A 17,335-nucleotide genomic window follows, 5' to 3' on the forward strand; every position below is an offset into this window, starting at 1 on the left:
GCGCGCTTCGCGTCTTCGCCACCCCCCTTTCAGGGGGCAACACCGGTGGACCGGCAAAGCCGGATCCACGGTGTTTCCGGAAGTGGCTGGTGATCGCAGGAAGCGCCCCTAAAACCGGCGAAAATGACGGGCTGGCCGCGGTGAGGGGTTGGCCCTACACACCACAGAAATCGCTTTGGAGAAGAGGTTGAAATGATCGTCCTGAAGGCCCACCAAGAAACGCTGCTCGCGGCACTGCAGTCGGTAGCGGGCATCGTGGAGCGGCGGCATACGCTGCCCATCCTGGCCAATGTGCTGATCCGCAAGACCGGCCCCCAGGTGCAGCTGACCACCAGCGACCTGGAGATCCAGATCCGCACCCATGCCGACCTGGGGGGCGACGAGGGCAGCTTCACCACCACCATCGGCGCGCGCAAGCTGATCGACATCCTGCGCACCCTGCCGTCGGACCAGACGGTGTCGCTGGAATCGACCGGCGGCAAGCTGATCCTGAAGGGCGGCAAGAGCCGCTTCACCCTGCAGTCGCTGCCGGCCGAGGACTTTCCGCTGGTGCAGGAGGCCGCCAACTTCGGCCCCGCCTTCAGCGTGCCGCAGAAGACCCTGAAGCGCCTGCTCTCCCAGGTGAGCTTCGCGATGGCGGTGCACGACATCCGCTACTACCTCAACGGCATCCTGTTCGTGGCCGAGGGCAAGCAGCTGGCCCTGGTCGCGACCGACGGCCACCGCCTGGCCTACGCCGCCGCCACGCTCGACGTCGAGGTGCCCAAGCAGGAGGTCATCCTGCCGCGCAAGACGGTGCTGGAGCTGCAGCGCCTCCTCAGCGACGCGGGCGATGCCGAGAACCCGCCGCGCATCGAGATGCAGTTCGCCAACAACCAGGCCAAGTTCGCCTTCGGCGGCATGGAGTTCGTCACCAAGCTGGTCGAGGGCAAGTTCCCCGACTACAACCGCGTGATCCCGAAGAACCACAAGAACAGCGTGACCCTGGGCCGCGCGCCGTTCCTGGGCAGCCTGCAGCGCACCGCCATCCTGACCAGCGAGAAGTTCAAGGGCGTGCGGCTGAACCTGGAGCCCGGCACGCTGCGGGTGGCCAGCAACAACGCCGAGCAGGAAGAGGCGCAGGACGAGCTCGACATCGACTACGGCGGCGACACGATCGAGATCGGCTTCAACGTCACCTACCTGATCGACGCGCTGGCCAACATGCAGCAGGACATGGTCACGCTGGAGCTGTCGGATTCCAACAGCTCGGCGCTGCTCACCATCCCCGAGAACGCCGACTTCAAGTACGTCGTGATGCCGATGCGCATCTGACCGCCGCCCGTACGCGTGTTTTGACAGATTGCTATAGAAAATATAGCTGGAAGCCGGCGCACCACGCCGGCTTCGGGCCTCTTTGGCCTGTAAATCTCGCCCCACGGGGCGAGTGAAGGAAACGACATGACCGACACCTCCAAGCCCCAGACGACGACCCCCGACGCGGTACCGCACACCGAGCCGGTCTACGAAGCCGAGATCGTCCACGCGATTCCCGTCGAGGTGTCGCCCGACACCAGCTACGGCGAAGGCTCGATCACCATCCTGGAAGGCCTGGAGGCGGTGCGCAAGCGCCCCGGCATGTACATCGGCGACACCTCCGACGGCTCGGGCCTGCACCACCTGGTGTTCGAGGTGGTCGACAACTCGATCGACGAGGCCCTGGCCGGCCACTGCGACGACATCGTCGTCACCATCCACTCCGACAACAGCATCTCGGTCACCGACAACGGCCGCGGCATCCCCACCGGCGTCAAGATGGACGACAAGCACGAGCCCAAGCGCAGTGCCGCCGAGATCGCGCTGACCGAGCTGCACGCCGGCGGCAAGTTCAACCAGAACAGCTACAAGGTCTCGGGCGGCCTGCACGGCGTGGGCGTGAGCTGCGTCAACGCGCTCAGCAAGATGCTGCGCCTGACGGTGCGGCGCGACGGCAAGGTCCATGTGCTGGAGTTCAGCAAGGGCTTCGTGCAGAACCGCATCGTCGAGCAGGCGGGCGGCGTCGAGGTCTCGCCGATGCGCATCATGGGCGACACCGAGAAGCGCGGCACCGAGGTGCACTTTTTGCCCGACAACGAGATCTTCAAGGAAAACGCCGATTTCCATTACGAGATCCTGGCCAAGCGCCTGCGCGAGCTGAGCTTCCTGAACAACGGCGTGCGCATCCGCCTGAAGGACGAGCGCACCGGCAAGGAAGACGATTTCTCCGGCGCCGGCGGCGTGCAGGGTTTCGTCGAGTTCATCAACAAGGGCAAGACCATCCTGCACCCCACGCCCTTCTACGCCGCGGGCGAGAAGCCGGCCGAGACGTACGGCGGCATTCCCGGCACGCACATCGGCGTCGAGGTATCGATGCAGTGGAACAGCGGCTACACCGAGCAGGTGCTCTGCTTCACCAACAACATCCCGCAGCGCGACGGCGGCACCCACCTGACCGGCCTGCGCGCCGCGATGACCCGGATCATCAACAAGTACATCGAAGAGAACGAGCTGGCCAAGAAGGCCAAGGTCGAGGTCACCGGCGACGACATGCGCGAAGGCCTGTGCTGCGTGCTGAGCGTGAAGGTGCCCGAGCCCAAGTTCAGCAGCCAGACCAAGGACAAGCTGGTGTCGAGCGAAGTGCGCGCGCCGGTCGAAGACATCGTCGGCCGCCTGCTCACCGACTACCTGCAGGAGCGGCCCAACGACGCCAAGATCATCTGCGGCAAGATCGTCGAGGCCGCCCGTGCCCGCGAAGCCGCCCGCAAGGCCCGCGAGATGACCCGCCGCAAGGGCGTGCTCGACGGCATGGGCCTGCCCGGCAAGCTGGCCGACTGCCAGGAGAAGGACCCGGCCTTGTGCGAGATCTACATCGTCGAGGGCGACTCCGCCGGCGGCTCCGCCAAGCAGGGCCGCGACCGGAAGTTCCAGGCCATCCTGCCCTTGCGCGGCAAGATCCTGAACGTCGAGAAGGCCCGCTACGAGAAGCTGCTGACCAGCAACGAAATCCTGACGCTGATCACCGCCCTGGGCACCGGCATCGGGAAGGCGACCGGCGTGGGCGGCACCACCGGCGTGGACGACTTCAACGTCGCCAAGCTGCGGTATCACCGCATCATCATCATGACCGACGCCGACGTCGACGGCGCCCACATCCGCACCCTGCTGCTGACCTTCTTCTACCGCCAGATGCCCGAGCTGGTCGAGCGCGGCCACATCTACATCGCGCAGCCGCCGCTCTACAAGGTCAAGTCGGGCAAGGAAGAGCAGTACCTGAAGGACGCCGGCGCGCTAGACGCCTTCCTGCTGCGCATCGCGCTGAAGGACGCCAGCGTCACCACCGGCGGCGACAGCCCCCGCGTGCTGTCCGCCGAAACCCTCGACGACCTGGCCCACAAGCACCAGCTGGCCCAGTCGGTCATCGGCCGCCTGGGCGTCTTCATGGACGCCGCCGCCCTGCGCGCGATCGCCGACGGCGTGAAGCTGGACCTGGACACCGTCGAATCCGCCGAGCAGAGCGCCGTCGCCCTGCAGGCCAAGCTGCGCGAGCTGACCACCAACGGCGCCCCCGCCGAAGTGGCGAGCGAGTTCGACACCCGCACCGACAAGCCGATCCTGCGCATCAGCCGCCGCCACCACGGCAACGTGAAGAGCAGCGTCATCACCCAAGACTTCGTCCACGGCGCGGACTACGAAGCCCTGGCCAAGGCCGCCGAAACCTTCGAGGGCCTGCTGGCCCCCGGCGCCGTGGTCAAGCGCGGCGAGGGCGACAAGGCCCGCGAGGAAAAGGTCACCGACTTCCGCCAGGCCATGCGCTGGCTGATCAGCGAGGCCGAACGCGTCACCGCCCGCCAGCGCTATAAGGGCCTGGGCGAGATGAACCCGGCCCAGCTGTGGGAAACCACGATGGACCCGACCGTGCGCCGCCTGCTGCGGGTGCAGATCGACGATGCGATCGAGGCCGACCGCGTGTTCACCATGCTGATGGGCGACGAGGTGGAGCCGCGGCGGGACTTCATCGAGACGAATGCGCTGCGGGCGGCGAATATCGACGTGTGACCGCGGCTGAACGGGCCTTTTGGATGCGACGGCCATCGTTGCGACCAGCGAAGGATCGCGCAATGCGAAGCCCGTTTCGTTCTTCGTTAAAGAGGCCACCATGACACCCGAAGCCAAAGCCCGCCAGCAGATCGACGACAAGCTGGCGCAGGCAGGCTGGATGGTGCAGGACAGCCGACAGGCCAACCTCGGTGCAGCTCTTGGCGTTGCTGTTCGCGAGTATCCGACCGATACCGGCCCAGCCGATTACGTGTTGTTCATCGACCGAGAGGCGGTCGGCGTCATAGAGGCCAAGCCCGACAACACCATCCTCACGTTCGTCGAGGAGCAGACTGCGCGCTACGCCGGCAGCACGCTCAAATGGCGCCTGAAGGCAGCGCCGCTTACTTTCCTATTCGAGAGCACGGGCCAGGTCATCCGCTTCACCGATGGCCGCGACCCGGCCCCGCGCTCGCGCGAGCTGTTCCATTTTTTTCGGCCTGCACAGATGGCCGAATGGTTGGCCCAACCCGATACGCTGCGCCGCCGCCTCGCCGAACGTATGCCCGCACTGCCGGAGCGCAACCTGCGCGACTGCCAAGTCAGTGCCGTCACTGGGCTCGAGAAGTCGTTGGCGCTCAACAAGCCGCGTGCGCTGGTGCACATGGCGACCGGCGCCGGCAAGACCTTCACCGCCATCACTTCGGTCTATCGCCTGCTCAAGTTCGGCGGCGCCAAGCGCGTGCTGTTCCTGGTCGACACGCGCAACCTCGGCAAGCAGGCGCACCAGGAATTCATGGCCTACACGCCGCCCGACGACAGCCGCAAGTTCACCGAGCTGTACAACGTGCAGCGCCTGGCCTCGAGCAGCATCGACCCCCATGCGCAGGTCGTCATCAGCACCATCCAGCGCATGTACTCGGTGCTGTCAGGCGAGCCCATCGACGAGTCGGCCGAAGACGTGTCTCTCAATGAAGTGCAGCAACTTCCGAAGCAGGCCAAGCTGGTGCGCTACAACGCTGACTTGCCGGTCGAGGCCTTCGACTTCATCGTTATCGACGAATGCCATCGCAGCATCTACAACCTGTGGAAGCAGGTGCTCGACTACTTCGACGCTTCCCTGATCGGCCTGACGGCCACGCCGGACAAGCGCACTTTCGGCTTCTTCAACGAGAACATCGTCGCCGAATACACCTATGAGCAGTCGGTGGCCGACGGCGTGAACGTCGGCTACGACGTGTTCGAGATCGAAACCGAGGTCACCCAGAAGGGCGCGCTGCTCACCGCCAAGGAATGGATCGACCACCGCGACCGCCAGACGCGCAAGAAGCGCTGGGCAGAGACAGAGGAAGACGCGGCCTACACCGGCAAGGAGCTCGACCGCTCGGTGGTCAACCCGAGCCAGATCCGGCAGGTGATCCAGGCGATGAAGACGGCGGTGGAAACCACCATCTTTCCGAACCGCAAGGAAGTGCCCAAGACGCTGATATTCGCCAAGACCGACAGCCACGCCGACGACATCATCCAGATGGTGCGCGAGGTCTACGGCCAGGGTAACGCGTTCTGCAAGAAGGTGACCTACCGCTCCGATGAGGACGCCGACACCATCCTCAGCAACTTCCGCAACGACTACCACCCGCGCATCGCCGTCACGGTGGACATGATCGCCACCGGCACCGACGTGAAGCCGCTCGAAGTGCTGCTCTTCATGCGCGACGTGCGCAGCAAGGGCTACTACGAGCAGATGAAAGGCCGGGGCGTGCGCAGCCTGGGCTTCGACGACCTGCAGCGCGTGAGCAACAGCGCCGACAGCGCCAAGACCCGCTTCGTGCTGATCGATGCGGTGGGCGTCGAGAAGTCGCTCAAGACCGAAAGCCGCCCGCTCGAGAAGAAGCCCGGCATGGCGCTGAAGGATTTGCTGCAGGGCGTGGCGATGGGCCACCGCGACGACGACACCGTGGTGAGCCTGGCCAACCGCCTCGTGCGCCTTTCCAAGCAACTCGACGACAAGGCCAAGGCGCGCATCGAGAAGGCCGCAGGCGGCGTACCGGTCGGCGAACTGGGCAAGGCGCTGATCGTCGCACTCGACCCCGACCGCATCGCCGCCACCGCACTCGCAACCGCGCACGCGCGCGGCGTCACGCGCGACGAATCCACGCTCACGGCCGACGAGCTGCTAGAAGCCCGCAACCAGCGCGTGGCCGCCGCCTGCGCGCCCTTCGACCAGCCAGCACTCCGCGACCAGATCGAAGGCGCGCGCCGCGAGCGCGAGCAGCTCATCGACCACATCAACCTCGACCAGGTGACCTTTGCCGGCTACAGCGCGCAGGCCGAAGACGAGGCCCGCAAGGTCATCCAGACCTTCAGCGACTACCTGGCCGCGCACCACGACGAGATCGGCGCGCTGAGCTTTTTCTACCAGCAGCCCTATCAGCGCCGCGCGCTCACCTTCGGGATGATCGAGGACCTGCACGAGCAGCTAAGCCGCCCGCCGCTGATGCTGACGACCGAGCGCCTGTGGAGCGCCTATGCGCGCGTGCACGCGAACCGGGTCAAGGGCGCGGACCGGCAGCGGCAGTTGACCGACCTGATCTCGCTGGTGCGCTTTGCGTCGGGCATGGACGGCGAAGGCGCCGAGTTGCGGCCCTTTGCCGATGAGGTCGACAAGCGTTTTGCCGACTGGGTGTTCCGCCACAACGGCCAGCGCGCGACTGCGTTCACGCCGGAGCAGATGGATTGGTTGCGACTGATGAAAGACCATATCGCGTCGAGCTGCGCGATCGGGCGGCCACATTTCAACTACGCGGCGTTCGCGGCCAAGGGTGGACTGCAGAAGGCATGGGGCGTGTTTGGCGAACAACTGGATCCATTGATGGATGAGATGAATTTGGAGTTGGTGGCGTGAGCAAAGATGAGGGCTATGCAAACCTGGGCGAAGTTGCAAACGAGTCCGTTGATCAGACTGGCCCGGTCAAAGGGGACCATTTCGTTTATGTCGACATCGGAAGCATTGATCGCGAACGAAAGACGGTTGAGGCGCCACAGACTGTTCCCGTAGATAGCGCGCCTAGCCGGGCCAAACAGCGGCTCAGTACTGGCGATGTTCTAGTTTCTATGACCCGTCCAAACTTGAATGCGGTAGCGATTGTTCCGGCTCATCTAGATGGCGCAATTGGTTCCACGGGGTTTCACGTGTTGCGGTCGAAGCACATGGTGTCCAAGTACCTGTATTTCCTCGTTCAATCACAAGAGTTTGTTGATGCCATGTGCGCTGTCGTTCAAGGCGCGCTCTATCCGGCTGTGCGTCCGGGTGACATCAACGCTTTCGCGATGCGTGTCCCGACGCATTCGGAACAAACCCGCATCGTCGACAAACTCGAAGAACTGCTGTCTGACCTCGATGCCGGCGTGGCCGAACTCAAGGCGGCGCAAAAGAAGCTCGCGCAATACCGCCAGTCGCTGCTCAAGGCCGCGGTCGAAGGCCGGCTGACCGAAGCCTGGCGCGCAAAGCACGGCGAGCCCGAGGAAAGCGGTGCGCAATTGCTGGAGCGCATCCTGCGCGAGCGGCGGGCGCGGTGGGAAGCCAAGCAGCTTGCCAAGTTCGAAGCGCGACGCAAGGCACCGGCGAAGGGTTGGCGCGACAACTACCCGGAGCCGGTGGCGCCGGCCTTGAAGGGCCTACCGAAATTGCCTCAGAGCTGGGTTTGGGCATCCCTTGACCAAGTTGTCTATGACTTACGAAGCGGCACGGCGGAAACATCGGGTCGGCAGCCGACCGACTATCCCGTCTTGAAATCGAGCGCGGTTCGGCCGGGCCGAATCGACTTCCAAGCGCTGAACTACCTTCAACAAGATCAAAGTGATCGTGTTGATAACTTCCTTGAGCTTGGCGATCTACTAATTACCCGGCTTAGTGGTTCGGTCGAGTACGTCGGATGTTGTGCGTTGGTCAAACAAATACCTATCTTGGGCGTTCAGTTTCCAGATCGTATTTTTCGAGGAAAGGTGTCTCCGTTGTTCGGTAGTCTTGGAGACTTTCTGGTTTGCTGCTTTCGGAGCGGGTACGTACGGACGCTTCTGGAGGCCGCAGCGAAATCAACGGCCGGGCACAAGCGAATTTCGCTGAGCGATCTGCACGGGCTTCCTATCCCCATGCCGCCAGCAGCCGAAATCGCTGAGGCTGTTCAGCAGTTCCATGAAATGCTTGAGCGCGCGGACCGCAGTGACGAAGCCATTGAGGTGGCGGCAAGGCAGTCCGCCGCCCAACGCAAGAACATCCTCCAAGCCGCCTTCTCCGGCCAACTCGTCCCGCAAGACCCGAACGACGAGACGGCCAGTGTGCTGCTGGAACGCATCCGCGCCGATCGGGCGGCACCCAGCGCAACGAAAGCCCGGCGCGGGCGCCGAACCGCGAATGTGTCATGAACCACAATCTCACAACAGAAGAACTGATCGCACTCGGCGAGAGTGCCGATCTGGAATGCAAGGCTGCACAGGGGCGAGAGGGGCGCGGTGAGCTTCCTGACGATTTCTGGCGCAGCTACAGCGCGATGGCCAACTCCGACGGCGGCCTGATTCTGCTGGGTGTGCAGGAAAAGCCACGGGGTCAATTCAAGGCTGTCGGCTTGGCGGACCTTGAGAAAGTGCGCAAGGCGCTTTGGGACAACCTGCACAACCGCAAACAGGTCAGCACGAACCTGCTCGGTGAATCGGATGTTCAACCCATTCGCGTGGATGGTGAGTCGGTGCTCCAGGTGCGCGTGCCCCGCGCCACGCGGCAGCAACGACCGGTTCATTTGGGCGCCAACCCTTTCGGCGGCACATGGCTGAGGCGCTACGAGGGCGACTACGCCGCCGATGACGAAATGGTGCGGCGCATGCTTGCCGAACGCGTGGAGGACTCGCGCGACGAGCTTGTGCTGGAAGGCTTTGACTTTGTGGATCTGGACATGGAATCGGTGGCGGCCTACCGCAATCGATTCGCAGCGGTTCGCCCGGGCCATGTGTGGACGGAGTTGCCGGTGCCGGAATTCCTGGAGCGAATCGGCGCATGGGGCAAGAACCGCGAGAAGGGTATTTCGGGTCTGCGTGTCGCCGGGCTGCTCATGTTCGGGCGCGCCGAAGTCATCCGGGACGCGTTGCCGCACTACATGGTGGACTTTCAGGAGCGGCCCGAGGCCCGCACAGAACGACGCTGGATCGACCGCCTGGTTCCCGATGGCACATGGTCCGGCAATCTCTACGACTTTTTTCGGAAGGTCTATCAAAAACTCACCGCTGGTTTGAAGGTGCCGTTTCAGTTGCAGGACGGGCAACGGGTGGACGACACGCCCGTGCATGAGGCGCTGCGCGAGGCGCTCGCCAACACACTAATCCACGCGGACTATTCAGGTCGTGTGTCGGTGCTCGTGGTGAAGCGGCCCGACATGTATGGCTTTCGCAATCCGGGTCGCATGCGCATTCCGCCGGAGCTGGCGATTCACGGTGGCAACAGCGACTGCCGAAATCGGCGTCTGCAGACCATGTTCCAACTGGTGGGCTATGGCGACCACGCAGGCTCCGGACTCCCCAAGATCTACACGAACTGGGCGGGGCAACATTGGCGCCGCCCAGTTCTGTATGAACTGCCCGAGCCCGAGCAGACGCTGATGGAACTGCGGATGAGCAGCTTGGTGCCGGCGGATGCGGTGGCGCAATTGGAAGAGCGCCTGGGCACACGATTCAGCTTTCTGCCGAACACCGCCCGCCTGGCACTGATCACGGCGCAAGTAGAAGGGGTCGTGAGTCACGACCGGCTCAAGCAGATCTGCACGGACCATCCCGCTGATCTGACCAAGATGTTGGGCAGCTTGGTGCGCGACGGGCTGCTTTTGCCGGACGGCGCAGGCAGAGGTACGGTTTATTTCCTGCCTTGGCAAAGGCGTTTGACGGCCACTGTCTTCGATATCGCCGATGAAGCAGTTGCACCCCCGGAGCTTGGCGTCATAACACCGGAGCTAGCAGGCCAATCACCGGAGCTAGCGGCGCAACCACCGGAGCCCGCCTTGGCGGGGGGCGCCGTTGTTCAGCCTTTGCTCGACTGGGCCACCGTCTTGCCTGCGATTCAGGCCCAGCTGATAGAGCTGGGGCGGCCGGTGGCGGGGCGCGGACGCGTGGCGCCATCGGCACTTCGAGCGAGCATTCTTGCGCTTTGCTCTGGCCGCCATCTGGGGCTACGCGTGCTGGCCCACGTGCTGGAACGCGATTCGGACGATCTCCGCAAGCGCACGCTCACGCCGATGGTCAGAGAAGGCGTTCTGCGCACGACCTACACGAATCCGCGCGATCCGAGACAGGCCTACACAGCGGCTTCCAGCAGTTCGGAAGAACAGAACGACGGATGAGCGCGGCCTGCTTGCCTAACGGGCATTTGATGAAGACCTCGAACAGGCGGTGACGGCGTGGCGGTGGCGTTACTTGCAAATCAGTGCCCCGAGCTGTATGCAAACGCCTCCCCGACATAAAAATTCATTGTTAATCAACAGCTTACGGAAAATTCGGGTACTTGCTGGTCATTTGATAGAGACCCATCGAGTTCTCGTTGCGCTGGATAAATCCTCAGTTCATGAACGCCTCCTCCCTCGTCCAAAAAATCTGGAACTTCTGCCACACGCTGCGCGACGACGGCGTGGGCTATGGCGACTATCTGGAGCAGCTGACCTACCTGCTGTTTTTGAAGCTGACGCATGAATACGCGCAGCAGCCGTACGACCGGCCGGCCAACATTCCCAAGGGCTTCGACTGGCCCAGCCTCAAGGGCAAGACCGGCGAGCCGCTGGAAGCGCATTACCTGGCGGTGCTGCACAAGCTGGCCCAGGAGCCAGGCATGCTGGGCGCGATCTTCTTCAAGGCACAGAACAAGATCCAGGACCCCGCCAAGCTGTCGCGGCTGGTGCAGCTGATCGATGCCGAAAGCTGGATCAGCCTCGACGCCGACACCAAGGGCGACCTGTACGAAGGTCTGCTGCAGAAGAACGCAGAAGACACCAAGAGCGGCGCCGGCCAGTACTTCACGCCGCGTGTGCTGATCGAGGCGATGGTCGAATGCATTCGGCCGCAGCCGATGAGGACGATTGCCGATCCGGCCTGCGGCACGGGTGGCTTCTTCCTCGGCGCCTACGACTGGTTGACGCAGAAAAGCGGGCTCAAGCTCAATATCACGCAGCAGAAGTTCTTGCACAGCAAGACCTTCTTCGGCAACGAGATCGTCGCTTCAACGCGGCGGCTGTGTCTGATGAACCTGTTTCTGCACAACGTGGGCGAGCTCGATGGGGAGCCGGCGGTCGATCGCGCCGATGCGTTGATCTCTGCGCCCGAGCAGCGCTTCGACTACGTGCTGGCCAATCCGCCCTTCGGCAAGAAGAGCAGCATGACCATCACCAATGCCGAAGGCGAGGAAGACCGCGACGCGCTCACCTACGAGCGGCAGGACTTCTGGCAGACCACGTCGAACAAGCAGCTCAACTTCTTGCAGCACATCGTCACCATCCTCAAAACCACGGGGCAGGCGGCGGTGGTGCTGCCCGATAACGTGTTGTTCGAGGGCGGTGCGGGCGAGAAGATCCGGCGCAAGCTGCTCGAAACATGCGACGTGCACACCTTGCTTCGGCTGCCGACCGGTATCTTCTATGCGCAGGGCGTAAAGGCGAACGTGTTGTTCTTCGACAAGAAGCCGGCCGATGGCAAGGTGCACACCAAGGGCGTGTGGATCTACGACCTGCGCACCAACAAGCACTTCACGCTCAAGACGCGGCCGTTGACCACGGGCGACCTGCGCGAGTTCGTCGACTGTTACAAGCCGGCCAACCGGCATGACCGCGTGGAATCCGAGCGCTTTCGGCATTTCAGTTACGCCGACCTGGTAACGCGCGACAAGGCCAGCCTCGACATCTTCTGGCTCAAGGACGACAGCCTCGACAACCTGGACGACCTGCCGCCGCCGGATGTGCTGCAGCAGGCGATCATCGACCATCTGGAGGCAGCTTTGGCATCCTTCCGTGATGTCGCCGCAGGCCTGCCGGCGTCGGCGCATGTGCCGCCGGCAGCTGCAAAAGCGATCTGATTCGCACGCTTTCCCCATGCCCCGCACCGCCGTCATCGACTTCGAAACCACCGGCCTCTCCCCCCTGATGGGCGACCGGGCCACCGAGGTCGCGATCGTGCTGATGGAGGGCGACAAAGTGGTCGACCGGTTCCAGAGCCTGATGAACGCGGGGGTACGCATCTCGGCCTTCATCGAATCGTTCACCGGCATCAGCAACGCGATGGTGGCCGCGGCGCCGCCGGCGGCGCAGGTGATGGCGGAGGCGGCGCGGTTCGTGGGCGATACGCCGATGGTGGCGCACAACGCGTCGTTCGACCGGCGCTTCTGGGTCAGCGAACTGGAGCGGGCCGAGGTGGCGGCCGCCCAGCCTTTCGTGTGCACCCTGCTGCTGTCGCGCCGGCTGACGCCGGAGGCCAAGACCCACAAGCTAGGCGCGCTGGCGGCGCTGCACGGGCTGGCGCCGACCGGCCGGGCCCACCGGGCGCTGGCCGATGCGGAGATGGCCGCCGCGCTGCTGGGCCACCTGCGGCGGCAGCTGTGCACCCGCTTCGGCGTGCCGCATGCGCACCATGCGCTGCTGGCCAAGGTGCAGGCGGCGCAACGGCATGCGCTGCCGACGGTGGTGCAGCGCTACTTCGCACACCGATAGGCAGCCGCCGTCGCCTGCCGATGCGGAAATCAAGCCAAATATTGGCATGATCATGCTAGATTTGGATCTATGTCTATCGCCGATGCGCTTTTCTCGCCCGCTCAGGCCAAGGTCCTGACCTGGGTGTTCGGCCAGCCCGAGCGTTGGTTCCACGTCAACGAGCTCATCCGGTTGACCGGGCTCGGCAGTGCATCGGTACAGCGCGAACTCAAGCGACTGGAGCAGAGCGGTCTGGCACAGGCAGAAAGGGTGGGCAACCTGCGCCGCTACCGCGCGAATGCCGCCAGCCCCGTGTTCGCCGAGATAGCGTCCTTGACCAAGAAGACTTTGGCCGTGGTGCCGGTGATCCAGGCGGCACTGGAGCCGCTGCGCGACCGGATCGTCCTGGCGCTGGTGTTCGGCTCGGTCGCCAAGGGCACCGAACACGCCGCCAGCGACATCGATCTGCTGGTCGTCAGCGACACGGTCTCCTGGAGCGATCTGCTGGCTTGCCTGGCCGGGACGGAAAGCACGCTGGGACGGCCGGTGAATCCGAGCTGCTACACCGTTGCGGAGTTTCAGGAGCGCGTGGCGGACCCGAACTCCTTCGTTTCGCGCGTTCTGGCGCAGCCATTACTTCTGCTATGGGGGTCGCCGCATGGGCTTGGTGCCGCTGGATAACCTGGTTCGCATCCACCCGTTGAAAGCAGAGCCCCGCAACGATGCGGAAATCGGCCGCATGCTGCGGCGTGCGCGTGTCCGCCTTGCGGATGTCGCCCAAACCGCGAATTCGCTCGAAACGCGCTTCAGCTGCGCCTACGATGCTGCGCATGCCGCCGCGCTGGCCATGCTGCGATGGCACGGCTACCGAAGCGAGAACCGGGTGACGGTGTTCCAGTGCCTGGAGCACACGCTGGGCTGGCCACCCGCGCGCTGGCGGCTGCTCGACGCTGCCCACCGCAAGCGCAACCTGGCGGAATACGAAGGCCACTTCGACCTGGGCGAAGGGGCAGTGCAAGATCTGGCAGCCGCCGCCCTGTCGCTGGTGACCGAAGTCGAAGCACGCACCGCGCCATGACACCGCAGAAAGAATGCACATGACACCGTCCGAAGCGATCGCGTCGCTCCCCTTCTCCAACCCCTACCGCCACGGCTTCGCCCGCCTGGCGGTGGGCGTGCCGCGCAACCGGGTGGCCGATCCGGTGTTCAACGCCGCCGAAACCATTCGCCTCTACCGCGAGGCCGCGGCGGGCGGCGCGGTGGTGGTCGCCTTCCCCGAGCTGGGCCTGTCGGCCTATACCTGCGACGACCTGTTCCACCAGGCCGCCCTGCTCGAGGCCTGCGAGGCGGCGCTGCAGGCCGTCGTCGACGCGTCGCTCGACATCCCGGCGGTCGCCGTCGTCGGCCTGCCGCTGCGGGTGGAGCACCGGCTCTTCAACTGCGCGGCCCTGGTCGCGGGCGGCCGGCTGCTGGGGGTGCAGCCCAAAACGTATCTGCCCAACTACGGCGAGTTCTACGAGGCGCGGCAGTTCGACTCGGGCACCAGCGCGCTCGCCACCACCATCGCGCTCTGCGGCCAGGGCGACGTGCCCTTCGGCTCCGACCTGATCTTCCATGCGCGGCAGCTGCCGCTGCTGAAGATCCACGTCGAGATCTGCGAGGACGTGTGGGTCCCCATCCCGCCCAGCAGCTACGCCGCGCTGGCGGGCGCCACGGTGCTGGTCAACCTGTCGGCCAGCAACATCACCATCGGCAAATCCAGCTACCGCCACCAGCTGGTGGGGCTGCACTCGGCGCGCTGCCTCTCGGCCTACCTGTACTCGTCGGCCGGCATCGGCGAATCGACGACCGACCTGGCCTGGGACGGCCAGGCGCTCATCTACGAAAGCGGCGAACTGCTGGCCGAGAGCGAACGCTTTTCCGACGCCTCGCACCTGATCAGCGCCGATGCCGACCTGGAGCGCCTCTCGCGCGAGCGGATGCGCCAGGGCACCTTCGGCGATTCGGTGCAGAAGCACCGCGGCGCGCTGCAGGGCTTTCGCACCGTCGGCTTCGACCTGCCGCTGCCGCACCACGCCACCGGCCTGCAGCGCCGGGTGGAGCGCTTCCCCTACGTGCCCTCGAACGCCGCGACCCGCGACGAGCGCTGCCGCGAGGTGTTCAACATCCAGGTGCAGTCGCTGGTGCAGCGGCTGGAGGCGACCGGCATCCAGAAGGTGGTGATCGGCGTGTCGGGCGGACTGGATTCGACCCACGCGCTGCTGGTGCTGGCCCGCGCGATGGACCGGCTGCAGCTGCCGCGCGCCAACATCCTGGGCTTCACCATGCCCGGCTTCGCCACCAGCGGCCGCACGCTCGCGCAATCGCATGCGCTGATGGCGGCCATCGGCTGCACCGCCCGCGAGATCGACATCCGCCCCAGCTGCACCCAGATGCTGCAGGACATCGGCCACCCGTTCCACGACGGCCGGCCGGTCTACGACATCACCTTCGAGAACGTGCAGGCCGGCGAGCGCACCAGCCACCTGTTCCGCCTGGCCAACTTCCACAACGGCATCGTCGCCGGCACCGGCGATCTGAGCGAGCTGGCGCTGGGCTGGTGCACCTACGGCGTGGGCGACCACATGTCGCACTACAACGTCAACGCCAGCGTGCCCAAGACGCTGATCAAGCACCTGGTCGGCTGGGTGGCCCAGCAGGATGTGCTGGGCGCCGAGGGCAGCGCCGTGCTGCGCGCCATCGTCGAAACCGAGGTCAGCCCCGAGCTGGTGCCGCACGGCGACCTGGCCGATGCGTTGCAAGCAAGATCGCCCGCCGGCCGGCCTGCAGCGCCGGCCAGCAGCTATCAAAAAAATAGCATTGGACCGGATGCCGCACAGGCCGATGCCAGCGACACCCTGCCCGCGGCAGCCGCCGCCCCAGCATCCGGCCAGCCCGGCCAGAAGACCGAGGACACCATCGGCCCGTACGAGCTGCAGGACTTCCACCTGTACTACGTCCTGCGCTACGGCTACCGCCCCAGCAAGGTCGCCTTCCTGGCCCACACCGCCTGGGGCGACCGCCGCACCGGCACCTGGCCCGACGACCTGCCCGCCCACAACCAGTACACCCTGGCCGAGATCAAGAAGCACCTGGGCACTTTCCTGTGGCGCTTCTTCAAGACCAGCCAGTTCAAGCGCAGCTGCGTGCCCAACGGCCCCAAGGTCGGCTCGGGCGGTTCGCTCTCGCCGCGCGGAGACTGGCGGGCGCCGAGCGACTCGGAGGCGGTGGTGTGGATGGAGGAGTTGAAGCGGGTGCCGGAGGAGGGGTGAAGGGCCGCAGGCGACTGGCTTGCCCGCGCCGCGCGCCGGATAATCCCGCCATGCATATCGCGCCTGCCCTCCGCCTGCGAATCGACGACATCTGCCGCCGCTACCACGTGCGCAGTCTGCAGCTGTTCGGTTCCGCGGCCACCGGCGCGGAACGGCCCGACAGCGACGTCGATCTGCTGGTCGAGTTCATACCGGGCGAGGCCCCGAGCGGCTTCTCATTGGTCGACATGCAGGCCGAGCTCTCCGAGGCCTTCGGCGGCCGCAGGATCGACCTGGCGTTTCCCTCGGTCCTGCGCAACGCCTACCGGCGCCGGGCGATCGAGCCGCAACTGCGATCGCAGCCGCCCCTGTTCCAGCAGTGACCGATCGCAACCCTGCCCATCTGGCCGACATGCTGCAGTTCGTCCAGGAGTTGCGAAGCTTCGTGCACGGCGTGCCGTTGGATGCTTTCGTGCAGAACCGCGTACTGTGCCTTGCGACGGAGAAGCTTTTCATCAACCTGGGCGAAGCTGCCAGCCGCATGGCCCCGCAGGCCACCATGGCGATGCCGGACATCCCGTGGCGCCAGATCGTCGGACTTCGCAACGTCCTCGCCCACGGCTACGAAGCGGTCGCGCACGAGGTGCTGTTCAAAACGGCGAACGACGACCTGCCCGGGCTGGAGAAAGCGCTGTTGGCAGCGCTCGATGCGTACGACCTCCCCTGATCCGCGCAGGATTCCTGCGCGCCCAACAGCGCAGCATCGCAGGCTACGCCGCTCCACCCAAGCCCCATGACCCCCCACCGCATCTGCACCGCCACCGACCTCGAGGAAGGCGGCCTGGCCGTCACCTTCGCCACGCCGGCGGGCCAGCCGGCGCTGGCGGTGCGGTGGCACGGCCGGGTGTTCGGCTATGTCAACGAATGCGCGCATGCGTCGGTGCCGATCGACTTCGAGCGGCAGGTGTTCGACCGCAGCAAGACCTACCTGATGTGCGCGCGGCATGGAGCGATCTATGCGCCCGACACGGGACTGTGCGTGGGCGGCCCGTGCCGGGGCAGCAGCCTCGACGCGCTGGCGGTGCGGGAAGCCGACGGCGCCATCTGGCTAGACGACGCAGGCACGACCCGCTGAAGCAGCAAGACTGCACAACGCCTGCCCCAGCCGTCACTGCCGCGCAGCCGGCAGCAGCCGAAGGACCCCGCCCCCAAGCCCCTCGGGATGCGCCGAGGAGCGCAGCGGCAGGCGGAAAAAGGGCCGCGCATGTCTGAGGTTCTATG

13 protein-coding genes are annotated in these 17,335 nt (G+C 65.1%); all 13 read left to right on the forward strand.

Annotated elements, in window-relative coordinates:
- The first annotated feature begins 192 nt into the window (after positions 1 to 192).
- The 13 genes from dnaN (at position 193) to ASE76_RS08160 (ending at position 17,189) form a co-directional block, all read left to right on the forward strand.
- A complete protein-coding gene (dnaN, locus tag ASE76_RS08095) occupies positions 193 to 1,314 on the forward strand; it encodes a DNA polymerase III subunit beta (protein ID WP_055837479.1) in 1,122 nt (373 codons plus the stop codon).
- 126 nt (positions 1,315 to 1,440) lie between these two features.
- The gene (gyrB, locus tag ASE76_RS08100) at positions 1,441 to 4,074 is read left to right on the forward strand and encodes a DNA topoisomerase (ATP-hydrolyzing) subunit B (protein WP_055837482.1); all 2,634 of its coding nucleotides are present in this window, start codon (positions 1,441 to 1,443) and stop codon (positions 4,072 to 4,074) included.
- A 100-nt stretch (positions 4,075 to 4,174) separates the two neighbouring features.
- Positions 4,175 to 6,958, forward strand: a complete 2,784-nt coding sequence (locus tag ASE76_RS08105) for a DEAD/DEAH box helicase family protein (protein WP_055837485.1) — start codon at positions 4,175 to 4,177, stop codon at positions 6,956 to 6,958.
- The gene (locus ASE76_RS20505) at positions 6,955 to 8,478 is read left to right on the forward strand and encodes a restriction endonuclease (protein WP_156362588.1); all 1,524 of its coding nucleotides are present in this window, start codon (positions 6,955 to 6,957) and stop codon (positions 8,476 to 8,478) included. The genes ASE76_RS08105 and ASE76_RS20505 overlap by 4 nt, the downstream gene beginning before the upstream one ends.
- Positions 8,475 to 10,436 carry an RNA-binding domain-containing protein gene (locus tag ASE76_RS08120; protein WP_055837494.1) on the forward strand — a complete coding sequence of 654 codons (1,962 nt, stop codon included), beginning with the start codon at positions 8,475 to 8,477 and terminating at the stop codon, positions 10,434 to 10,436. Before ASE76_RS20505 ends, ASE76_RS08120 begins: the two co-directional genes overlap by 4 nt.
- Positions 10,437 to 10,657: 221 nt before the next feature.
- Complete coding sequence (locus ASE76_RS08125; protein WP_055837497.1) at positions 10,658 to 12,154, forward strand: class I SAM-dependent DNA methyltransferase; 1,497 nt, start codon at positions 10,658 to 10,660, stop codon at positions 12,152 to 12,154.
- Positions 12,155 to 12,170: 16 nt separating this feature from the next.
- Positions 12,171 to 12,785 (forward strand): PolC-type DNA polymerase III, encoded by a 615-nt coding sequence (locus tag ASE76_RS08130; RefSeq protein WP_055837500.1) that lies wholly within the window; start codon positions 12,171 to 12,173, stop codon positions 12,783 to 12,785.
- Between the two features lie 69 nt (positions 12,786 to 12,854).
- Positions 12,855 to 13,445 (forward strand): nucleotidyltransferase domain-containing protein, encoded by a 591-nt coding sequence (locus ASE76_RS08135; protein ID WP_055837503.1) that lies wholly within the window; start codon positions 12,855 to 12,857, stop codon positions 13,443 to 13,445.
- Positions 13,423 to 13,842, forward strand: a complete 420-nt coding sequence (locus ASE76_RS08140) for a hypothetical protein (RefSeq protein WP_055837507.1) — start codon at positions 13,423 to 13,425, stop codon at positions 13,840 to 13,842. The genes ASE76_RS08135 and ASE76_RS08140 overlap by 23 nt, the downstream gene beginning before the upstream one ends.
- Before the next feature lie 19 nt (positions 13,843 to 13,861).
- On the forward strand, positions 13,862 to 16,075 hold the full coding sequence (locus ASE76_RS08145) for an NAD(+) synthase (protein WP_055837530.1): 2,214 nt from the start codon (positions 13,862 to 13,864) through the stop codon (positions 16,073 to 16,075).
- A gap of 50 nt (positions 16,076 to 16,125) precedes the next feature.
- A complete protein-coding gene (locus tag ASE76_RS08150; RefSeq protein WP_055837510.1) occupies positions 16,126 to 16,437 on the forward strand; it encodes a nucleotidyltransferase family protein in 312 nt (103 codons plus the stop codon).
- 29 nt (positions 16,438 to 16,466) lie between these two features.
- The gene (locus tag ASE76_RS08155; protein WP_236698385.1) at positions 16,467 to 16,781 is read left to right on the forward strand and encodes a DUF86 domain-containing protein; all 315 of its coding nucleotides are present in this window, start codon (positions 16,467 to 16,469) and stop codon (positions 16,779 to 16,781) included.
- A gap of 66 nt (positions 16,782 to 16,847) precedes the next feature.
- Positions 16,848 to 17,189: a Rieske (2Fe-2S) protein gene (locus tag ASE76_RS08160; RefSeq protein ID WP_055837515.1), complete on the forward strand. Its 342-nt coding sequence runs from the start codon at positions 16,848 to 16,850 to the stop codon at positions 17,187 to 17,189.
- Positions 17,190 to 17,335 lie beyond the last annotated feature (146 nt).

Origin of the sequence: Xylophilus sp. Leaf220, from assembly GCF_001421705.1 — a bacterium.
GTDB lineage: Bacteria > Pseudomonadota > Gammaproteobacteria > Burkholderiales > Burkholderiaceae_C > Xylophilus.

What these genes read in the sequence shown, in the direction of transcription:
- dnaN (WP_055837479.1), top strand. Translation starts at nt 193, where the DNA reads ATGATCGTCCTGAAGGCCCACCAAGAAACGCTGCTCGCGGCACTGCAG.
- gyrB (WP_055837482.1), top strand. Translation starts at nt 1,441, where the DNA reads ATGACCGACACCTCCAAGCCCCAGACGACGACCCCCGACGCGGTACCG.
- ASE76_RS08105 (WP_055837485.1), top strand. Translation starts at nt 4,175, where the DNA reads ATGACACCCGAAGCCAAAGCCCGCCAGCAGATCGACGACAAGCTGGCG.
- ASE76_RS08120 (WP_055837494.1), top strand. Translation starts at nt 8,475, where the DNA reads ATGAACCACAATCTCACAACAGAAGAACTGATCGCACTCGGCGAGAGT.
- ASE76_RS08125 (WP_055837497.1), top strand. Translation starts at nt 10,658, where the DNA reads ATGAACGCCTCCTCCCTCGTCCAAAAAATCTGGAACTTCTGCCACACG.
- ASE76_RS08130 (WP_055837500.1), top strand. Translation starts at nt 12,171, where the DNA reads ATGCCCCGCACCGCCGTCATCGACTTCGAAACCACCGGCCTCTCCCCC.
- ASE76_RS08135 (WP_055837503.1), top strand. Translation starts at nt 12,855, where the DNA reads ATGTCTATCGCCGATGCGCTTTTCTCGCCCGCTCAGGCCAAGGTCCTG.
- ASE76_RS08140 (WP_055837507.1), top strand. Translation starts at nt 13,423, where the DNA reads ATGGGCTTGGTGCCGCTGGATAACCTGGTTCGCATCCACCCGTTGAAA.
- ASE76_RS08145 (WP_055837530.1), top strand. Translation starts at nt 13,862, where the DNA reads ATGACACCGTCCGAAGCGATCGCGTCGCTCCCCTTCTCCAACCCCTAC.
- ASE76_RS08150 (WP_055837510.1), top strand. Translation starts at nt 16,126, where the DNA reads ATGCATATCGCGCCTGCCCTCCGCCTGCGAATCGACGACATCTGCCGC.
- ASE76_RS08155 (WP_236698385.1), top strand. Translation starts at nt 16,467, where the DNA reads ATGCTGCAGTTCGTCCAGGAGTTGCGAAGCTTCGTGCACGGCGTGCCG.
- ASE76_RS08160 (WP_055837515.1), top strand. Translation starts at nt 16,848, where the DNA reads ATGACCCCCCACCGCATCTGCACCGCCACCGACCTCGAGGAAGGCGGC.